12 protein-coding genes are annotated in these 20,851 nt (G+C 42.5%); 2 read left to right on the forward strand and 10 right to left on the reverse strand.

From position 1 onward, the window contains the following. Positions 1–122: 122 nt before the first annotated feature. Positions 123–1,304, forward strand: coding sequence for a trans-sulfuration enzyme family protein (locus GL182_RS05880; RefSeq protein WP_163378732.1), 1,182 nt, complete (start codon positions 123–125; stop codon positions 1,302–1,304). Positions 1,305–1,430: 126 nt separating this feature from the next. On the opposite strand, the gene GL182_RS05885 is transcribed toward GL182_RS05880, so the two are convergent. Next, complete coding sequence (locus GL182_RS05885) at positions 1,431–2,729, reverse strand: efflux RND transporter periplasmic adaptor subunit (protein WP_163378733.1); 1,299 nt, start codon at positions 2,727–2,729, stop codon at positions 1,431–1,433. Between the two features lie 12 nt (positions 2,730–2,741). Next, positions 2,742–4,079 carry a TolC family protein gene (locus GL182_RS05890; protein ID WP_163378734.1) on the reverse strand — a complete coding sequence of 446 codons (1,338 nt, stop codon included), beginning with the start codon at positions 4,077–4,079 and terminating at the stop codon, positions 2,742–2,744. A 258-nt stretch (positions 4,080–4,337) separates the two neighbouring features. Between GL182_RS05890 and GL182_RS05895 the strand changes: the two genes are divergently transcribed. Continuing rightward, the gene (locus GL182_RS05895; RefSeq protein WP_163378735.1) at positions 4,338–5,114 is read left to right on the forward strand and encodes an aminotransferase class IV; all 777 of its coding nucleotides are present in this window, start codon (positions 4,338–4,340) and stop codon (positions 5,112–5,114) included. Positions 5,115–5,128: 14 nt separating this feature from the next. Here the strand turns inward: GL182_RS05895 and GL182_RS05900 are convergent, their stop codons facing one another. The 8 genes from GL182_RS05900 to GL182_RS05935 all read right to left on the reverse strand — a co-directional run bounded on the left by GL182_RS05900 (position 5,129) and on the right by GL182_RS05935 (position 20,384). After that, positions 5,129–5,923 carry a thymidylate synthase gene (locus GL182_RS05900; protein ID WP_163378736.1) on the reverse strand — a complete coding sequence of 265 codons (795 nt, stop codon included), beginning with the start codon at positions 5,921–5,923 and terminating at the stop codon, positions 5,129–5,131. 11 nt (positions 5,924–5,934) lie between these two features. Beyond that, a complete protein-coding gene (rfbB, locus tag GL182_RS05905; RefSeq protein ID WP_163378737.1) occupies positions 5,935–6,981 on the reverse strand; it encodes a dTDP-glucose 4,6-dehydratase in 1,047 nt (348 codons plus the stop codon). 65 nt (positions 6,982–7,046) lie between these two features. Continuing rightward, complete coding sequence (locus GL182_RS05910) at positions 7,047–9,494, reverse strand: GumC family protein (protein WP_163378738.1); 2,448 nt, start codon at positions 9,492–9,494, stop codon at positions 7,047–7,049. A 2-nt stretch (positions 9,495–9,496) separates the two neighbouring features. Then, a complete protein-coding gene (locus GL182_RS05915; RefSeq protein ID WP_163378739.1) occupies positions 9,497–10,315 on the reverse strand; it encodes a polysaccharide biosynthesis/export family protein in 819 nt (272 codons plus the stop codon). A gap of 83 nt (positions 10,316–10,398) precedes the next feature. Next, on the reverse strand, positions 10,399–11,556 hold the full coding sequence (locus tag GL182_RS05920; RefSeq protein ID WP_163378740.1) for a glycosyltransferase family 4 protein: 1,158 nt from the start codon (positions 11,554–11,556) through the stop codon (positions 10,399–10,401). A 167-nt stretch (positions 11,557–11,723) separates the two neighbouring features. Next, the gene (locus GL182_RS05925; RefSeq protein ID WP_163378741.1) at positions 11,724–15,284 is read right to left on the reverse strand and encodes a VCBS repeat-containing protein; all 3,561 of its coding nucleotides are present in this window, start codon (positions 15,282–15,284) and stop codon (positions 11,724–11,726) included. Positions 15,285–15,389: 105 nt separating this feature from the next. Continuing rightward, complete coding sequence (locus GL182_RS05930) at positions 15,390–17,168, reverse strand: RagB/SusD family nutrient uptake outer membrane protein (RefSeq protein ID WP_163378742.1); 1,779 nt, start codon at positions 17,166–17,168, stop codon at positions 15,390–15,392. A gap of 27 nt (positions 17,169–17,195) precedes the next feature. Next, on the reverse strand, positions 17,196–20,384 hold the full coding sequence (locus GL182_RS05935; protein WP_163378743.1) for a SusC/RagA family TonB-linked outer membrane protein: 3,189 nt from the start codon (positions 20,382–20,384) through the stop codon (positions 17,196–17,198). Positions 20,385–20,851: the final 467 nt, after the last annotated feature.

Below are 20,851 nucleotides of genomic sequence, written 5' to 3' on the forward strand. Positions count from 1 at the left end.
GCAACATTCAGCATTCCAGATTTCTTTTACCCTTATTCATCCAAACAGCTGCATCACCCGTCTGATCATTAAGATAGACGGGAAGAGGATAGCTACATCTTGTCATCCAGAAAAAAATATTCATGCCCGATCATAAAAATTTTGAAACCCAGGCCGTTCGTATCAATGCTTCCTCCTCTAATCAAAGGGAACATTCAGCACCCATTTACCTGAGCTCCAGTTTTGTATTTGACTCAGCAGAACAGGCCAGACAAATGTTTGCCGATGAGATTCCCGGTAATATCTATTCCAGGTATGCCAATCCCAACACCAGCGATCTGATCGAAAAGGTATGCGCTGCAGAAGGAACCGAAAATGGGGTTTGTACGGCATCGGGGATGGCGGCGATGTTTGGAAGCATGGCCGCCTTATTGCAGCAAGGGGATCACATTCTGGCTGCCAGATCTCTTTTTGGTTCTACCCATCAATTGTTGACCAGGGTTTTTCCAAAATGGGGGATTTCACATACATATGGTGACATATCAGCCATAGGAGAATGGGAAAAGCTACTCCAGCCCAATACCAAAATGGTATTTATCGAAACCCCTTCCAATCCGGGATTGGAGATTATTGACCTGGAATACATCGCCAATTTCGCCAATGCCCATAACCTGATCCTGGTGGTAGACAATTGTTTTGCTACCCCCTACCTTCAGCAACCAGCTAAATGGGGAGCACATATCGTTACGCACAGTGCTACCAAGTTTATCGATGGACAAGGAAGGGTCCTGGGAGGCCTGATATTGGGCAAAAAAGAATTGATTGAGGAGGTACAATTTTTTATGCGGCATACCGGTCCCTCGCTCTCTCCCTTCAATGCCTGGGTCTTGGCCAAAAGTATGGAAACATTGGCCGTCCGCATGGACCGCCATTGCGAAAGTGCCTTGAAAATCGCAAAATATTTTGAAGGGAATGCAGAAATAGAAACGGTCAAATACCCCTTTCTTCCCTCCCATCCCCAATACCAGCTGGCAAAAAAACAAATGCGTCATGGAGGAGGCATCATTACCCTTACTTTAAAAGGTGGCCTGGTCAGAGCCAAAAAGTTTATCGATCAATTGCAAATGATCACGGTCACTGCCAACCTGGGTGACAGCCGAAGCATCATTACCCACCCTGCATCCACTACCCATAGCAAATTGACGGAGGAGGAAAGGGAAAGGGTAGGAATACTCAATGGATTGGTAAGGTTATCCGTCGGTTTGGAGCATGTAGATGACATCATCCTGGATATTTCAAGAGCCCTGGATCAATCCAAGACCTAAATCAAAGTACGATAAGAAAACAAAAAAGCCTTCTTTTAATAAGAAGGTTTTTTTGTTTTCATGGGCATTATTCAAAATCCATGTGCCCTGATTATCGTTCCAATTATTAATTTTAGTACATTCAATTTATGGTGTTGTGCCTTCTGATCTGCTGACCGGTTTTTCATTTTCCAGTTGGGTACTCACCACGAAATAGGGTCCGGTAATCACTTCCTGACCTTCTTGTAGCCCCTCCAAAATTTCGATGTTCTCGAAGTCAGAAATACCGGTTTTCACTTCCTGAATCCTGGCCACTTCCCCATCCTTCAAAAACACCAGCTCTTTCAAGTTTCCTTCTTGTTGCCCGGATGAAAAGGTCTGGTCTGCACGGGTAGTCACTGCAGCCAGGGGAATAGAGAGCACATCTGCTTTTCTTTCTGTGATGATTTCCACACTTGCGGTCATCCCAGGCCTGAATGGAAAAGGATTTTCTTTGGTTACCAATTCTTTATAGGAGTCGTTTAAAATCCTTATCCTCACTTCAAATTCGGTAACAGCATCGGCACTTGCTTTCTCATTGGCAGAATTGGCTATAGCCGTAACTATTCCCGTAAACTTTTTGCCACTGAATGCATAGGAATCCACATCGATTAAGGTAGTGTCCTGCATACTGATACGGACAATATCATTTTCATTAACATTTACCCTGACTTCCATGCGTGACAAATCAGCTATTCTAAGCATTTCCGTTCCCGCCATTTGCGCCGTACCTACTACCCTCTCACCCTTTTCTACCAAAAGGCTGGAGACCGTACCATCTGTGGGAGAGTACACATTGGTCAAACGCAAGTTCTCGGAAGCTTCCTCCACCGAAGCCTGCGCACTTTTCACAATATACTCAGCGGCAAGTACTGTCTGTCTTGCAGCCTCCAGATCATTTTCAGCTGTCAAAAAATCAGCTTTGGCCTGCTCAAAATCAGCATCTGATATGACGCTATCTTCATACAGCTTCAGGTTTCTGTTATAGGCCAATTCGGCCCGGTTGAATTGGGCTTCAGAACGCTTCAGAGTGGCCCTGGATTGCGCCAAATTGGCCATCTGTTGATTGAGGTTTGCCTGGGACCTGTCCAGGGCTGAAATAAAATTATCGGGCCGGATTTTTACCAAAAGATCCCCAATCTTAACAGAATCCCCCTCTTCTACATTAAGTTCAATGATTTCACCAGCTACATCAGGACTCATTTTTACCTCTCTTTCCGGCTGGACCACTCCGGAAGCACTGACCTTTTCTATGATATCCTTTTTGGATACGCTTTCGATTTCCACTGCTATCGGCTTTTCGCCTCCCACCCATCCGGCATTCCTGGCGATAATGGTGAAAACTACTAAAACAGCTACTACTGCCAATAAAATAAATATTAATTTATTTGACTTTTTCTTTGCCATTATTTCTTAAAATTAAAGTGAGAGGGGATGTCCTAAATAAAAATCCAGAACCTTTACACGGAATACATATTCGTATTTGGCGGTGACCAAATCTGCCTGGGCATTAAAAAGATTGTTTTGGGCAACCTGAAAATCGACTGCATTGATGGCCCCCACCTCGAAGCGTTGTTGGGCCATACGAAAGGCCTCCTGCAAGGATTCTACCCGCAATAGCGAGCTTCGGTAAGATTGCTTTGCAGCATAGGCCGATGTATATGCCGTTTCTATATCCTGACGCAGCAGGTTTTTGGTTTCAATCTCCTGAATTTCGCTCAAGCGCTTCTGCACCCTGGCTCTTTGGACCCCGGCCCGATTCCTGAAATTTGTAAATACCGGTATGTTCAATTGCAGGTTGGCTGACTGAGAAAGGTTATTTTCAAATTGACTCAACAATGGATCAGTAGATCCAAAATTGGTTTGATCTACATAGTTTGAAAATACATTGGCACTCAAGTTCAGGCTTGGCGCAAATGCCCCTTTGGATATGCGCACTCCCAATTCAGCCGCCTCTACCCCCAGTGCTGCTGCTTCAATCTGCGGAAGATTTTGGGATGCTACAGAATAGATGTGTTCAACGCCTCTGTTGTCAATTTCCAATCCCTCTACCTCAAGCTCTGGAACTACGATACCAAACTCATCGGTAAAGGGCAATTGAAGCGATTGGGAAAGATTTAATCTGGCTATCCTAAGGTTATTTTCCGCATTGATAACCTCCAGTTCATTGGTGGCCATTTGAGCTTGCAGGTCCAGTTGATCCCCCATTGGCAAGGATCCTGCTTGAACCAGACTTGTCGTTCTTTTCAGTTGATCCTTACTGGTTTCTAGTTGGGAAGTGGCAATATTCAACTGCTCTTGTGAAAAAGCCACATTGATAAATAAGTTGATGGTGTTTAAAGAGATATCGTTCCGGCTGGTTTCAACATTCAAGCGGCTGGTAGACGTATTAATTTTTGCCTGTTTGATGCTGTTGCTTATCTGTCCTCCTGCAAATAGGGGTACACTGGAACTACCGGATATATTGACATTACCTATCCTCCTTGTTTCGAAATCATTGGTTACCGGGTTGATGGACCTTCCCCATCGGAACCCTGAAGAAGCGCCCATTGAAAAAGACGGAAGTTGCTGCCCCTGCGACTCCATTAAATTGGCTTCAGCATTTAAAAGATTTAATTCTGCCCTTTTGAGATCCAGATTGTTTTCCAGGGCAATGGCAACACTTTGTTCAAGGGTAAGCTTTCCCGTTGTTGATTGACCAAAAGTGCTGAAAGAGAAATACCAACAGCAAAAAAATAAAGCCAAAACATATTTCATGAATAGAACGATTAAATAAGATGAAGGAGTAAAATCTTAAAATAGAATTATAAAGTTAGTAAATCTTTTATTAACAAATCAAATTTGGTGCTAAAGAATTAATCACATTAAATATCACACCTTACCAGGGAATAATCGCATGTTAACCTGATTTTTTAAGTAATTTTAACTTCAAGAAGCAATTATCACGGATTAAACATTCAATTACGGACAACTTACTGTACGATTATGATACACTTTTTTTTAAATCCGAAAGGTATGTATGAACAAGCAGCAACCATTCCTGTCAATAGAGCATTTCTATTTGGTGACGGTATTTTTGAAACCATGGTGTATGCAGATGAAGAAATCCGGTTTTGGAAAGACCATCAGCAAAGGGTATCGATGGGGATGCGTCAACTGAAAATGCAACCATTTTGGGATCCCGATATACAGCTGGTGGAGCAACTACTCAACAACCTGCCTTTAAAGCCAATACCATACAGGGTTCGCTGGAATATCTTCAGAGAGGGCCTGGGTAAATATACCCCGGAAACAACTGGACATGCTGAATGGCTGACAGTTACGCCTTTTCAGCCTGTACCCAGAATAAAAAAGGAAGCTTATTTTTGCACTTCGATCAAGGTTCATTCCTCTCCATGGGCCAATTGTAAAACACTGAATGCCCTACCTTATGTAATGGCCAACCTGGAAAGGAAGGAAAAGGGAATGGACGAGGTGATCCTACTGGATGAAAACGGCCACCTATCAGAGGCCGGAAGTTCCAATTTATTCTGGGTTAAAAAAGGAGTTTTCTATACACCATCCCTTGAAAATCATTGTGTAGCAGGTGTAGCCAGGAAGCAAATCCTGCAGCTATTAAAAGACCAGGGGAAAGATTGTCAAATCGGATCTTATTCACCCAGGGACCTGTTGGATGCAGATCAGGTCTTTGTCAGCAATATTGCCGGTGTCAGCTACATTGAAAATATGGAAAACAGACAATTTGACTGTCAACCCATCCGCGATATAGAATCCATTTTTAAATTTCCCTGACCAAGCTCTGGCGATTATACGGATACTTCTGCTTTAATATGCGGATGAGGATCATAATTTGACAATTTGATGTCTTCATAGGTAAAGGAGAATATGTCCCTAACTTCAGGGTTTAGTTCCAATCGGGGCAAAGGTCTGCATTCCCTGCTCAACTGTAACCTGGCCTGTTCCAGGTGATTGTTATAGAGGTGAGCATCTCCAAAGGTATGGATGAATTCGCCTGGCTCGAGCTCACAGACCTGAGCTACCATCATTAAAAACAGGGCATAAGAGGCAATATTAAAGGGAACCCCTAAAAACACATCAGCACTTCTTTGGTAAAGCTGGCAAGAGAGTCTTCCATTGGCAACATAAAACTGGAAAAGCAAATGGCAAGGGGGAAGGGCCATTTGATCCACATCTGCTACATTCCAGGCACTCACAATCATACGACGGGAATTGGGATTGGTTTTGATTTGATGAATCAGGTTTTGGATCTGATCGATTTCTCCGCCCTTTCCATCGGGCCAATGTCGCCACTGATAGCCATAAACCGGGCCAAGATCCCCGGCTTCATTGGCCCACTCATCCCATATAGACACCTTGTTTTCTTTCAGGTAAGCGATATTGGTGTCTCCTTTGAGAAACCAGAGTAATTCATGAAAAATGGATCGTGTATGACATTTCTTAGTGGTTACCAAAGGAAAACCCTCCGCCAAATCAAAGCGCATTTGATAACCAAATACGCTTCTTGTGCCAGTACCTGTCCTGTCTCCTTTTTGAATGCCACTGTCCAGGATATGTTGTAACAGCTGATGGTATTGTTTCATATTAAAATCGATTAACTGTAATGTGCTTCATAATAGTGCAGGTAATCGCCAGATGTCACCCCCTTGAGCCATGATTCATTTTCCAAATACCAATCCACGGTTTTTTCAATGCCCACCTCAAAAGTAAGACTTGGCTCCCAACCCAATTCTTTATTGATCTTTTGGGCATCTATGGCATACCTCAGGTCATGGCCCGCTCTGTCCTTCACGAAGGTGATTAATTTGGCAGATTCCCCTTCTGCCCTGCCCAATTTTCTATCCATGATCTGGCACAGCAATTCGACAATCGCAATGTTTTTCCATTCATTAAACCCTCCAATATTGTAGGTTTGGCCAGGTAATCCCTTGTGAAATACCTCATCAATGGCCCTGGCATGGTCCTCCACATACAGCCAATCCCTGACATTTTCTCCTTTCCCATAAACTGGCAAAGGCTTTCTTTCCTTGATATTATGGATACAAAGTGGAATCAGCTTTTCTGGAAACTGGTTGGGGCCATAGTTATTCGAACAATTTGAAATGACTGTTTTCATACCATAAGTATTGGCATAGGCCCTTACGAAATGATCTGAAGATGCCTTTGAAGCAGAATAGGGAGACTGCGGATCATAGGGGGTGGTTTCGGTAAAGTACCCTCCGTTATCCAGTGAACCATACACCTCATCAGTGGAAACATGGTAAAAAAGGTGATTATTAAGGTCTTTCCAGAAATTCCTTGCTGTATTCAACAGGTTTACTGTTCCCATCACATTTGTTTTGACAAAGGCAAGTGGATCGGATATGGAACGGTCTACATGGGATTCAGCAGCCAAATGGATCACATCAGTAATCTGATAATCGTTGAAAACCTTTTCCAATAATTTTTCTTCATTGATGTCTACCTTGGAGAACACATAATTGTCCTTGTCTTCTAAATCCTTCAGGTTTTCCAGGTTTCCGGCGTAGGTAAGACAATCCAGGTTAATGATCCGGTAATCGGGAAACTTGTTAACAAAAAGCCGGACCACATGCGAGCCTATAAACCCTGCTCCACCGGTGATCAAAATAGATTTTTTCATAGATTCAAAATTAAAATATCCGGTCTTTACAAAAGTCTTAAAGCTTTAACAAATCACAAAGTAAATCAGGCTTTAAATCGATTCAAAAATTTATTCAACCAACCCCTTCTTTGCCGTTGCTCTACTTCATAATATCCTTCCCCATACCTGTTTTTCTTCATATAGGAATAATTGTAGCCATAGCCATAATTGTATCCTCCAAAATCATAGGTATCGCCGCCGCTCTTCAGACCATTAAAAATAGCATAAAAATTTCTGATCTGATCATTGGCATACAGGTCATTGATCATCAGGAGGTGGTTTTTATGGGTGAAATCATGCCTGACAATATACAGGTTGACGTCTGAAAAACGTAGCAAATCCATGGTCTCGGAAACCAATCCTACAGGTGGGCAGTCCATGACTATGATGTCAAATTCCTCTTCCAACTTCTCCAAGAAATTTACCATTTTATTTTTCAGCAACAATTCTGCCGGGTTTGGGGGTACTGGTCCGGAAGGCACTACTGAAAGGTTTTCATATTTTGTGGCAATGATAATATCTTCCGCCTTATCCTTATCCACGAGAAAGGTTGACAGGCCTTTTTTATTGGAAATCTCCAGGTAATTGGAAAGTTTGGGTTTCCGGAGATCAAGTCCTATTATACAAGTCCGCTTACCACTCAATGCCATGGCTGAAGCCAGGTTAAGGCTGATATAGGTTTTTCCTTCCCCTGATATACTGGATGTAACGAGGATTTTTTTGCATTTTTTTTCACTGGCAATGTAAAAAAGAGCGGATCTCAGCGACCTGAAAGATTCAGATGAAAGGGATCTGGGATGCTGGGCCACCAACAAATTAGTTTCCTTATCACTATAACCTATCGTACCCAAAAGGGGTATTTTGATCATATTTTTCAATTGAATCTGATCCATGATCCGATTGTTCAAGTAATGAAAGATCAGCAAAAAACCCAGTGGAAGAAAAAAACCAAGCCCTATGGCATAGGAATAATTTTGTGTTTTCTTAGGAAAAATAAGCACTCCCCTTTTGGCATAGTCAACGATACTGTTATCCGGAATATTGGAAGCTTTTGCTATTCCCGCCTCAGCCCGTTTTTCCAATAGATAGGTATACAGGTTTTCCCTCAGCTTAAATTCCCTGAAAATATTGGAATAACTGGATTCTGCCTGTGGCAATTGGGCAAATTGCCGGTCAAATCCAGCCAGTTTTTTTTGATACTCTCTTTTCTTATTGTTTGTGTTGGCAATTAAATTTTCTATGTTTTCAAATATATTTTCTTTCATTCGCTCGATCTGCTGGTCGAGAGCCGCTACATCCGGGTGCGTTTCTTTGACAACGGCCAGCAGTTTCCTCCTTTCCAGAGACAATTCTACCAGGTTTCTAATCAATTCACCTAAAAGACCATCTGCAATACCAATGACAGATGGAGACACGATTTCCTCATAGGTACCGGTCTTGTTGACGAGATAAGTTCTCAGGGTATTGTAATAAGCCAATTCAAAATCAATGGATTGAATGCTTTCTTCCAGCTGCTGTATGCTGTTCAGCACGCCTCCAAATTCAGCATCTACATCCAGCATTTTATTTTCAACTTTAAAATACTGCATGCGTCTCTCCACCGAATTCAGGGAGTCCTCCACAATGTAGAGCTGCTCCTCAATAAATTTCAGCGCATTCTCTGATATCCGGTTTTTTTCCTTTAAGTCATACTCCAGAAAAGCATCCATCAAAGCATTGACATAGTCGCTTCCCTTATCCACTATTTTGGTATTCATGCTTACCTCCAGTACCGACCCGTAATTGACCAGGGGCCTTACCTGAACCGCTCCGGCATATTGATCTATCAAAGCCTGAGGAGGATGTAGTAGAAATTCATATTCATCGTATTGCCTTGAAATATGCTCCAAATGAATGGTAAACCTGGCCTTTCCTTCATTGACTTCCTTACCGAAAAAATAGGGTTTCCTGAAAAATTCCTCCTCTTCTTCTGCATAAGGATAACTCATAAAAAATTGATCCAAAAACATGTTTTCTCCAGGTAATAGCTGAAAGGTGGAATCCGAAAGAATATTGATTCTTATTTTCCTATTGGTCAGTTGGGGATGATTCCAATCCACCTCCACCCTAATCGGACTATTATTATAGAGCTCAATTTCCTTGATATTGGTAGATGCAAAATAACTGACATCAAAGTGAAGCTTGCTTAATGCCTCTGCCGCAAGGTTTTTTGAAGAAAAAAGTAAAATATCATTCGTCAGATTTTCTGTTCCGGAAAAAATATTGGAACGGTCCAGGATCCTTACCTCAGGAGAGGCATTACTTTTGATCATCATGCTGCCTTTTACTTCATACCTTTCGACTGTATACCGGTGAAAGAGAAATACGGCTACCAATCCAAATACAATACAAAACAAATACAGCGGCCAATACCTGAAGTATTTGATGATATAATACTTGATATCAATCGGTTTTTCCTGTTCCTCAAATTGAGATAAATCCAAATTTTCCATTGTCAAAAAATTCCTGAAGTAATTCCATAAATAAACATCATCGCCGTAATAATGGATATACCCAATTGAAGACTGGAAGAGAGGTTCTCTCCTGAGCCGATTTGCCGGATTTGCATGGGTTGCAAATATAAAACATCATTTGGTTGAATGAAAAAATAAGGAGAAGCCAATAGCTGCCTGTCATTCAAATCAATTTGGTGAATTTTCATTCCTCCATCGTATTGCCGGATCAGGAACAACTCATTTTTCCTTGCCAAAATATTGGATTCACCTGCCATAGAAATGGCATCAAAAATGGTAGCTCTGTTTTTAAGGATGACTTTTGGCCCTACACTTTGAAATTCACCCAAGGTAGTAAACCGGATACCTCCTATCCTTAAACGTACGTCTACATCTTCCTTAAAATAAACATTGATCGCTTCCTGTACTTTTTCTCTGGCTACTTCCTCTGTCAAACCAGACAATTTAATCAATCCCAATACGGGTATTCTCACAAAGCCATCCTTATCCAAAGAATAACCGGAAAAATAAAAAATATCCATGGCTCCTCCTCCGCCACCACCGCCCCTGCCTCCTCTGGCTGCGGTTGCTCCCTGGTATTCAAATGCACGTAATAATTCTCCATTGGGAGAGGCGAAATCAATATCTACGATGTCGAAGGGTTGTAATACGTATTCATAATCCACCTCTGCATAAGGAATAAATTCATCCAATGCGATGGGGTCATTGCCCTTAATATTCTGAAGGTAGTTGATCCTCTTATTACTGATACAAGAAGTCATCCATATAGAAAACGCCATCATGGCGATCACCCTCGTCATACAAAAATTCAGTTTAAATGCGCTCAAAATTAATTAAATATGAACGTTTAGGAAATTAAAGCTTGTAATTAATTTAATCGACATTATTCTTTATCCAACAAGCGCTTATATGCCTTCAAAATTTCATTATGAACCTTTTTCCGGTCAAAATCTTGTCTAACCCGCTCAAACATTCTTTCTGCATAACCTTGCATTTCAGTCCTTTTTACAAAAGCAAACTCCATGGCTTCCTTTAAAGCCGGCACCTGACCAACAGGAAATACCAACGCGGTTTTTTTATGAACGGCCAATTCTTTGTTACCCGCTATATCGGAACAAATTACCGGACAACACATGGCGCCCGCTTCCAGTAAAACATTGGGGAATCCCTCCCTGTGGGAAGCGTGTACAAGGACATCACATAAAGCCAGGTAATAGGCCACATGATCCGTCCACGGAACATGTACTATTCTCGGATGATCACCGATTTGATTGATGGTTTTCTTTTCCAATGGATTAAGATCCTGCTCAAAATCCCCCAATAACACCAATTTGGATCGATTAACAATTTTTGATTGAATAAAGGCTTCTACCAGGTTGGCTATTCCCTTATCTTTCACCATTCTTCCAACTGCCAGAATCAAAAATTCATCCTCCCCTGGAGTAAGCCTCATGGTCGCAGCGACCAAATGATTTTCCTGGAGGTTTTCACGATTAAAAAGATCCAAATCCACGCCGTTGGAAGAGCCATTGCCAATTACTTTGACCTTATCTGGATTTACCAATTTCTCCTCAATAATGAACTTTTTGAGGGATTTTGCATTGGCCCAAACTTCATGGGCAAAACGAAAGGTCAGCTTTTCCATAGCCACAAGTAGCTTTTGCTTGCCTTTTGTTTTTGATACATATGGCAATCCGGCCAATGTATGGATACGCACCGGAACCCTGGCCATCCATGCCGCAATCATGGATAATAATCCAGCCTTGGGAGTATGACTGTGCACAATATCCGGTTTTTCCTTTTTAAATAATTGATACAACAGCCATAGGCAATACAAGTCCTTTAATGGAGTGATTCTACGGGTAAACGGTATAATCTCTCTGCGGACATTTTTTTCACTTTTCAAAACATCATGCCATTCATTTCCCTCCGAACTGACCATCAGCACCTCAAATCCTGCCTCTGACATGTAATGCATCTGGTGCTTAAGTAATAATTTTAGGGAAAGGGGAACGGTAGTTATCCTGAGTAATTTTGGCATTCAGCTGTATGGTTAATTAAAAGTCCAAATATACCTTTTAAATTGGTATGAAACTTCATTCATACCTGTTTCAAAAGATTCTGTTTACCCAGAATAAACGAAGTGGAAAAAACTTAAGTATAGGCTAAAGCCCCTTTAATTGGGGATGAAATTCAGAACTTCCAGCCTCAGTCAGCAAATGGAACCTTCTCTTTTCGCCATTCTCCAGAATAATTCATCACTTCAATTTCCTCAATATCATGGGGTATAGGCAACCACCTGGTAGCCTGGGAAAGGAACCCTGAACCATGGTACAGTTCACGCCTGATGGTGTCTCCTTTATTGGTATGGATCAGTACGATGAAGTCATCCGGATGGGGATTAAAGAAGGATTTACTACCCCTTGATTTTTCCTGATGTTCAAATACACGTAAACTGTCCCTGTTCTGTCCGGCAATAAATAACATTTGATCTCCTGCCCCCTTTAACTGCACCAATGATTTGCCATCCCCACCGACATAAAAACCACTTTCCGCTGGCAAGATAGCCTCGAAATTACCTCGTCCATCCCCCTTCAGCCAAAGCCCAACAAATGCATCCAATCTGCCTGAAAAAACTTCATTTCCGTAGTCATTGCCCGTCATCAGGACGTCAAGATGCCCATCTTCATCCAGATCCGTAGTAGTCATGCCATATACAGGAGCGATTTGCGCCAATACCGGTAATGGTTTCAGGTTAAATTTTCCATTGCCCAGGTTTTCCAAATAGCTGCTGGACATTTGGTTGGCCACCAGCTTTTCCGAAGTACTGCGTTCATCCGGAGTCAATACCTCCTGGAGACCAGCCCTGCCATAGGCCTTAAAATTGGGGAAACGTTTTCTGAACAGGGTGCTTTGGCTGTATAAATCCATCCAAAAATGCACAGGAAACTGCCTGAAGTTTCCATCTTCATCCTTAAAATAGGCAAATAGAATGGGATCAATACTCTGGTTCCGGTCAAAATCTCCGGCATAGAGGGTAAGGGGTCTACCTTCACTTACCTGATAAAAATTGTTTTGCCCCAAATTTCCTACCAGGTAATCCATATCTCCATCTTGATCAAAATCAGCAGCAGCTATGCTGTTCCACCAGCCCACCTGCTTTTCCAGACCGGTATTTTCCAATAATTCCAATTTACCATCCACATTTTTAAAAATGGTGATTGCCATAAACTCCCCTACCACCATCAGGTCAACCTTCCCGTCATTATCCACATCTGTCCACAAGGCATCCGTTACCATTCCAATCTCTTTTAACCCCGGAGCGACGGCCTCCGTTACATCAGTCCACTGCTCACCGTCATTCTTCAATAAAAAGCTTTTCCCCGGCAGGGGATACTGCCCCTGCCCTGATCTGCCTCCCACAAAAAGGTCCAAATACCCATCTCCATCAAAGTCTGCAGCCCTCACCACGGTGCCCACTTCCCGGATTTCAGGAAGTACACCTGATAACAGGCTGAAATTTCCCTCACCATCATTTTCGTACAGCCTGTCCTGGTATATTTCATTCCCCAGGGCATACTCACTGCTTCCACTGACTGCATACAGGTCCAGATCCCCATCCTTATCCCAGTCAAACAGCAATAAGCCCATGTCTTCCATCTGGCTTTCCTCTGACAAGGGAAAAGGTTGGGATCGAAATGTCCCGTCCTCTTTTTGAAACAACAGCTGCCTGGCATATCCTGCAGCCCCGGCTACAACCAGATCCTCCAATCCATCACCATTAATATCCCCTACCGCCAGGCCCGGTCCATATTGGGAAAGCTTGTGCGGTAGTGTCCTTTGCACATTAAAATCTACTGCGTCCCGTTCCTGGTGCATGATATCCAAACCAACCTTCTGTCTCGATTCTTTCAATAGAGAAGATGAAGCAGGACCGGTTAAAAAAGTACGGGTATCTTCTTCAGAGATGGTATTTGCATCCCTGATATCTAAGGATAGCACCTGATTAACAGGAATATTTTCCATTTCCTGCCAGCGTCCATCAGGCCAGAGGATTTCCAGACCTTGAATAGCATTGTCCCTACCCAGCCCAAAATGTACGATATCTTCCACTGAAGACATGTACCCCCGGCCTGTGTAATGTTCATGAAAGAGGATTTGTCCATTGACAAGGGTGATTTTTATTTTGGCTCCCAAACCTTGTGGATTATTGGGGAGCCCCTTTAATTTCAATCGCAAAAAATGGGGGCTTTCGTTTTCACGGGTATTGTTCAAAGTGTTTTCAAAAATAAAGGCTTCCTGATTGATATTACTGACGACATAATCCAGGTCTCCGTCCATGTCCAGATCTGCAAAGGCTGCCCCATTGGAGAAAGACGGCAGATCCAAGCCCCAGTCCCTGCTGGAATCTTCGAAAGTAAGATTTCCATTATTTCTAAAGACATAATTGGGGATTTTAACAATGGGAATAGAATCCAAAAGCAACTTTGTGCTGGCCACACTGCCCATATCGGCTCTGAAATTGGTAAAATCCTTGTCGGTTACATCCCTGGGATACCCATTGGTCACCAGCAGGTCTCTGAACCCATCATTGTCCATGTCTACCAGCAGAGGAGACCAACTCCAATCAGTCTGATAGATACCTGCAAGAAACCCAATCTCACTGAAGGGGAAGCCATTTCCATTATTGAGATGAAGCATGTTGCGGACATATTGGTACTCAAAGCCCCACCGTTCATTATTGATGTATTTTTGATAGGAATTTTGGCTGATGGTGGTCTTCATCCGGAAATTGCTTTCTGCCAGCATGTCCAGGGTCAGCAGATCCGGTAATCCATCGTTATTGATATCCGCCATATCCACTCCCATAGAGAAGTGGCTTTGATGCCGGATATAGTCCTCAATGCGGTTAGAAAAGGTACCATCGCCATTGTTCAGGTACAAAATATCATTCGATAGGTAATCATTGCTTACATAGATATCCGGCCAGCCATCAGCGTTGAAATCGGTAGTGGCAAGCCCCAAACCATATCCCTCTATCTTTATTCCGGCTTCCTGACTTACATCTGAAAAAGTGCCATCACCATTATTGCGATATAACTTGTCATTGTTTCCGGCAGTGCCGTCGGTGATTTTCTCCCTGAACACGCCAGGCAGGGAGGTAACCAAAAGGTTGTTTAGTACATAGAGGTCCAATAATCCATCCCTGTCAAAGTCAAAAAAAGTAGCCGACATGCTATACCCCATGTCATTGATCCCGTAGGCTGCTGCCATCTCCTCGAAAACAGGGATGCCATGCTCATCTAATCCCTGATGGACAAAAAGCAGGTTGGCCCTGTCCAGGGAGTCTTTTTTCATAGCTGTGGCCACATATATATCCAACCGGCCATCACCATTGATATCCACCACTGCCACACCGGTACACCAGCTATCTGGGGCCGCAATCCCTGAAATGTCAGATACATCCTCAAATACCATTTCTCCCTGATTCAAATAGAGTTTGTTGCCCACTTCATTTCCTGCAAAAAATAAATCAGGCAAGCCATCCTGATTAAAATCTCCTACCCCCACACCGGCACCATTATAGATAAATTCTTCCGTCATGATGTTGAAAGAGTCGGATTCCAGAATGGAGTTATTAAAAGCTATCCCCGTTTGCTGAGAAGAAAGCAGGCGAAAGAGTTTTGTTTCCTTTTCCTGACAAGAAAAAAAGGTGCAGACAAGCAGAAAAATCAATAGCGCTTTAAGGTTTGTTTTACAATTCCCCATGAATCTAAATTATAACAAATGGCCCTAATGACCTACAATCCGGGGCATAAAAAAAAGGTGAGGAATTAACCTCACCTTTTCTCATTTATTCATTTTAATAGAAAATCAATCAAAAGCGGGATCCTGTGTAAGGGTAGGAGAACCATCCCTAAAGGACCTTTCTATGGCTTCTAAAGGAACTGGAAAATACTCATGAACACCCTTCTCAAAGGAGGCATTACCCAAGTAAGTTCTTTTAGTAGATTCCTCTGCCAAATACTCATTCATGGTTTCAGCAGCGATTCCCCAACGTTGTAAATCAAAGAACCTGTGTCCCTCCATGGCAAATTCCAACCTTGTTTCCATTCTTACGGCCTTTCTGGCAACATCTTCATCTGTCCAGGGGGCATCATAAGTAGAAATAACATAATTGGCAGCTGGCTCTCCTTCTACAATGGTAAAATCATTTCTTTCTGAACCCTGAATGGCATCTGGAACAAAGCCTGCAGGATTTGCCGCCCTTTCACGGATCAAATTAACCAGCTCGCGGGCTCTTTCCAGGTTACCCAATTCTACTTCCGCTTCAGCAAGCCAAAGCATCACCATACTCAATCTCATGATGCGGTAGTTATTGGCAGAAAGCCTGGGATTGGCACCAATACCGAAAAACTCTGGTTCTGCTACATGCTTTTTAGGAGAATACGGACCGGCATAGTTCTGATCCCTTATAAAATCACTTCCATGAATTTTATACCCTTTATAAAGAATATCCCTGCGACCTACAGTATGGTCCAACCGTGGATCCAATGGTCCCTCATATGGATCAAAAGGATCACTATAGGATAATCCCTGATCATTGGTTACATCTTCATCATTGAAGGTATCCAAAAGCGGTAAACCATCAGCCGACGTTTTGTATGCATTTACCAGATTCTGAGAAGGCTGATAAAATCCACAACATCCCCAGGGATCCGTGTAAGGGTAGTTTAGGGTAGTGCCCTCATTGGCTGCCGCCGTAGTAGCACTGGAAATGGAAAACTGAATCTCAAAAATAGATTCTTCATTGTTCCTTCTACCAACGAGGAAGTTTTCCTCAAAAGTAGGCGTGAGGGTATATGGACCGTTGTTCACAATGTCATCCAAAAGCGTTTTTGCCTCTTGTAAGACGGCTGTATTCGCCTCTCCAGTGGACTGATCCCATCCTTGAAACATTTTTGCCTTGGCAAGGAAAGCCTGTGCAGCCCATTTGCTGGGTCTTCCAGCTTCTGATGCCGTCTCTGGCAAAACATTCATGGCAGCCTCGAAATCGGCCTCAATGTCCGGCCAAATCTCACTATTGTTCGGAACCTTGCTACTTTCTAAATCTGACAAAACGAAAGTCTCATCTCCAATATAAGGTACAGAACGCCACATTTTTCTTGCTTCCATATGGAAAAAGCCTCTTAAAAACCTGGCTTCTGCAATGATTTGAGCCCTTCTATCATCCGAAACATCGTCCGCTTCTTTTAGGGTGTTCAGGACATCGTTGGTTCTGGCTACACCTTTATAAACAGCCCTCCACTTGTTTCTGAGGTGCAGGTTGGTTGGCTGAAAATCAAAAGTTTCAAGAAATGATTGCTCCGGCTGATCACCGGCATCCGTTCCTTTGTAGGCATCATCAGATACCACACCACCATAAACCCAGTTGTCTATGGTTCCATTCCAGCCCGATTGGCCGTCCAGCCCATAACCATCTATCATGGCATAAGCTCCCAACAAAAGTCCTTCTACCCCTTGGGCATTTTCAAGGCCCACAGTACTAAACTGCCCTTGTGGAACGGTTTCCAGAAATTCCTCCTGGCAGGAAGTCGTAATCGCTCCCATTACCAAAGCAGCAGTTGCTATTTTAAAATATATTCTTTTCATAAAATTGCTTCTTTAAGTTGTGGTTGATTAAAACGTCACGTTTACTCCCAAAATCAAGTTTCTGGATACAGGCATATAACCACCATCAAATCCAACGGTATTGTTACTTCCAGTTTGTATCTCAGGGTTTGTACCGGTGTATTTGGTCAGCGTAAAGAGATTTTGTCCCTGAAAATAAATGGAAGCCCTGCTCATCCCCAGGTTACTCAACGTAGCCTCAGGTAAGTTATAGGTTAGCTGTGCATTTCTCATCCTGAAATAAGAACCATCTTCTACAAAGTAGCTTGATGGACGGCTACTTACCTGGTCGTTGGCATCCATGATTGGCAGGGTTCCTCCGGTATTATTTGGCTGCCAGGCATCATACAAAGCCGCTTTAGACTTGTTTCCCTGGAATGTATTAAAGTCTGTCCAGTAATTGATGTAGTTAAAGATATCATTCCCTACAGATCCGTTGCCAAATAAAGTCAGGTCCCAATTTCTGTACCCCAGGTTAAGGTTAATTCCATAAACGAAATCAGGATGGGGATTGCCGATCACCGTTCTGTCACTATCTGTGATGACACCATCACCATTCACGTCTTCAACTTTAAACTTACCCACAGCATTGTAATTGCCATAGGGAGGGTGTGCATTTACCTCTTCTTCGGTTTGGAAAATGCCCAGGTTATTGTATCCGAAAAAGGAAGATATGGGGAAGCCAGATTGGGTAATGGTCACAGAAGGCACCCTGGTAGAGGCTCCAAAAAGAACATTATCATCATTTTCGGCCAGGTTGTCTACGTTATTTCTGTACATAGAATAATTCGCAGAAACACCATATCTCAGTTCACCGCCCAGGGCTGTATCATTCATACCCAAGTTCAAATCAATACCTTTATTGGTCATTTGTCCGATATTGAAGAAAGGAGCAGTGGCATCACCATGTCCATAATTGATGGGCGTCTGAAACAACATGTCGGTAGTTACCCGATTCCAAACATCCAGTTCGAAGAAGTATTTTCCGTCAACAAATTCAACATCCAATCCAAGGTTATTGGAAGTTGTCGCTTCCCATCTTGCATTTGGATTACCGAATCTCTGCGCATCAAAACCCAAAGCAGGTGTAGAGGTAGAACCATCGATCGGGTAGCCGGCATTGAAAATGTTAGACCTGTAAGTAGTGTAGGCATTGTAATCTCCAATCAGTTGGTTACCAGTTTTTCCCCAACCATACCTCAATTTCATGTCAGAAACGAATGGAAGCGCTTCCGCAACGACTGCTTCATCAGACAACCTCCAACCTAAACTGAAAGCAGGGAAAGTGGCATTTCTGGAAGCCGCCAGGAATCTGGATGAGCCATCATTTCTTAAAATGAACTGAACCAGATACTTCCCGTCATAAGAATAATTTAACTGACCAAATTGTGAGTACAACCTGTAATCATTGACTACCCTGCCGAAGTTGGTTGCTGTATTCGGATCACCTAAATCCAGATAAGAAATGATTGGAACTGTTTCGAAGGCAAAACGCTGTCTTGCCGCACCAAAAATCTCACCAAATTCTTTTATGGATTCTATACCCAAATAAGCATCAAAAGCATGAACTTCATTAAAGGTCTTGGTATAGCTGATCGTATTGGTCCATACCCACTGATAGGAATATTCGTTCTCAGAGGTTGAACTGTTTACAAAGTTACCCTCAACGTATTCCGGCTGAGGTCTTCCGATGTACAGGGCACGTCGGTTATTGGCATCTACACCAAAGCTGGACCTGACATTAATATTATCTGTCAAATCTATTTGGGCGTAAACATTACCAAATGCTCTCAGGGAAAGGTTCCTGTTATCTCTGGCCCTACCCAAAACCGCAACCGGGTTAAAGTTATTACCCAAATTGGCTCCCCTACTTCCTGCATAATTTCCCATGATATCATAAACAGGGAGCAATGGATGCTGTAGGGAAGAACTGAATACGGCATTCTGCTCTGCATTGTTTCCTGCAGAACCGTTTCCGAATCCTCCTTTACGATTTCCTACGGTAACGGATAAGTTTTCACCAATGGTCAAACGATTCTTTAAAGCCTTGAACTCAGTATTTGCCCTTACGGAATACCGGTCATAACCTATATCCCTGACAATACCGTCCTGACTGAAATAGTTTAAAGAAAGGGCATACCTTCCATTTTCAGTACCTCCATTGGCAGTGACCTGGTAACTTTGGATAGGGGCTGACCTTGTGGTTTCTGACCACCAGTCGGTATCGGATGCCCTGGTAATGGGATAAATATTTCCGGGCTCCAAGGCGTATAAACTGGGGTCTACCTCAGGGTCACCTTCCATACCACGGCTTGGAAATACATAATCTGGAATAGTTACTTCACCGTTAGGTCCCCAGGAATACTGACCATGGCTAGGCGTTCTACCGGCATAAACATTGGCCAGGTACAGATACTCACCCAATTCTGTTGCATTCAGTGGATCAGGGCCCCTATCAGCTTTTTGGGTACCATAAAAAACATCAAAAGCAATCGTAGGCTCGCCTACTTTACCTCTTTTGGTCGTAATGATAATTACCCCATTGGCTGCTCTGGAACCGTAAATAGAGGCTGCAGAAGCATCTTTCAAAATTTGAATGGACTCGATATCATTTGGATTCAAATTACCCTGATTTTGGGTAGGCACACCATCAATGACATATAAAGGATCATTGTTGTTAATGGTACCAAAGCCCCTGATCCTTACAGTAGCCCCTCCTCCCGGAGTGGCGTCATTGACGATCGTGACTCCGGCTGCTCTACCCTGCAATTGCTGGGCAAAGGTGGTGGCCGGAATAGATAACAATTCTTCTGAATCCACAGAAGTAACAGCACCGGTAATCTCTCTTCTGGATTGAGAACCATAACCTGTCACGACTACTTCATCCAAACCACTGACTCCCTGTTCTAATTGAACATCAATGGAAGTTCTGTTACCCACCACTTCTTCCAAATTGGTGAAACCCAGAAAGGAAAAGACCAAGGTGGCTTCCTGATTGGGTACGGTGATGGTGTATTCACCATCTAAATCTGTCACTGTACCGTTAGCGGTACCTTTTACCAAAACCGCAGCACCCGGCAGCGGCTCTCCTAAATCATCCGAAACAGTACCTGTCACTTCTATCTGGGCAAAGACGGCAGCCGAATTTACCATAAGAACCAACAGTGCCATACTGCATAACTTGTAGATTTTTGACATAAGCAAATTATTGAGTTTAAAGTATAAAATTGAATTATTAATTAAATTTTTAAGTATTGGTATTGAAGAATAACAAAATGATTATTTTAATAGCGACCGAACCATAACCATTTATAGCATCAGAAAGCATTAAAGCAGATTCAGAATTTTCAATAAATTTTAATAGGATCTCTATTCCAGCAGGACTGAAATTTTGTGTTCAGGTAGAAAACCAGGGCAGTCCAAAAAAAGGTGAGTAGAAGGATTTTTCATATTGGTTTAGATTAGGTTTATTAATAGGAGCAACATTTAAAATTTCAAGCTAAATATAAACTTAGATCTTATTTTAAATGTTTGAGCAATTCTACAATTTTTTTTCATAAGAAAAAATAATTATTGAATTTAATTCAATCAAAAATAAAATAATCTCTAACTCAAATACTTAGCTCAATAAAAAGCTTTAAAAAAACAGTTTATTCAAAAACAAT

It is taken from the genome of Cyclobacterium sp. SYSU L10401 (assembly GCF_010993705.1).
In the GTDB taxonomy this organism is placed as follows: Bacteria; Bacteroidota; Bacteroidia; order Cytophagales; family Cyclobacteriaceae; genus Cyclobacterium.

Excerpts from the sequence above, each read along its gene's own strand:
- GL182_RS05895 (WP_163378735.1), top strand. The coding sequence starts at position 4,338 with ATGTATGAACAAGCAGCAACCATTCCTGTCAATAGAGCATTTCTATTT.
- GL182_RS05900 (WP_163378736.1), bottom strand. The coding sequence starts at position 5,923 with ATGAAACAATACCATCAGCTGTTACAACATATCCTGGACAGTGGCATT.
- GL182_RS05885 (WP_163378733.1), bottom strand. The coding sequence starts at position 2,729 with ATGGCAAAGAAAAAGTCAAATAAATTAATATTTATTTTATTGGCAGTA.
- rfbB (WP_163378737.1), bottom strand. The coding sequence starts at position 6,981 with ATGAAAAAATCTATTTTGATCACCGGTGGAGCAGGGTTTATAGGCTCG.
- GL182_RS05890 (WP_163378734.1), bottom strand. The coding sequence starts at position 4,079 with ATGAAATATGTTTTGGCTTTATTTTTTTGCTGTTGGTATTTCTCTTTC.
- GL182_RS05880 (WP_163378732.1), top strand. The coding sequence starts at position 123 with ATGCCCGATCATAAAAATTTTGAAACCCAGGCCGTTCGTATCAATGCT.
- GL182_RS05915 (WP_163378739.1), bottom strand. The coding sequence starts at position 10,315 with ATGACGAGGGTGATCGCCATGATGGCGTTTTCTATATGGATGACTTCT.
- GL182_RS05930 (WP_163378742.1), bottom strand. The coding sequence starts at position 17,168 with ATGAAAAGAATATATTTTAAAATAGCAACTGCTGCTTTGGTAATGGGA.
- GL182_RS05935 (WP_163378743.1), bottom strand. The coding sequence starts at position 20,384 with ATGTCAAAAATCTACAAGTTATGCAGTATGGCACTGTTGGTTCTTATG.
- GL182_RS05910 (WP_163378738.1), bottom strand. The coding sequence starts at position 9,494 with ATGGAAAATTTGGATTTATCTCAATTTGAGGAACAGGAAAAACCGATT.
- GL182_RS05925 (WP_163378741.1), bottom strand. The coding sequence starts at position 15,284 with ATGGGGAATTGTAAAACAAACCTTAAAGCGCTATTGATTTTTCTGCTT.
- GL182_RS05920 (WP_163378740.1), bottom strand. The coding sequence starts at position 11,556 with ATGCCAAAATTACTCAGGATAACTACCGTTCCCCTTTCCCTAAAATTA.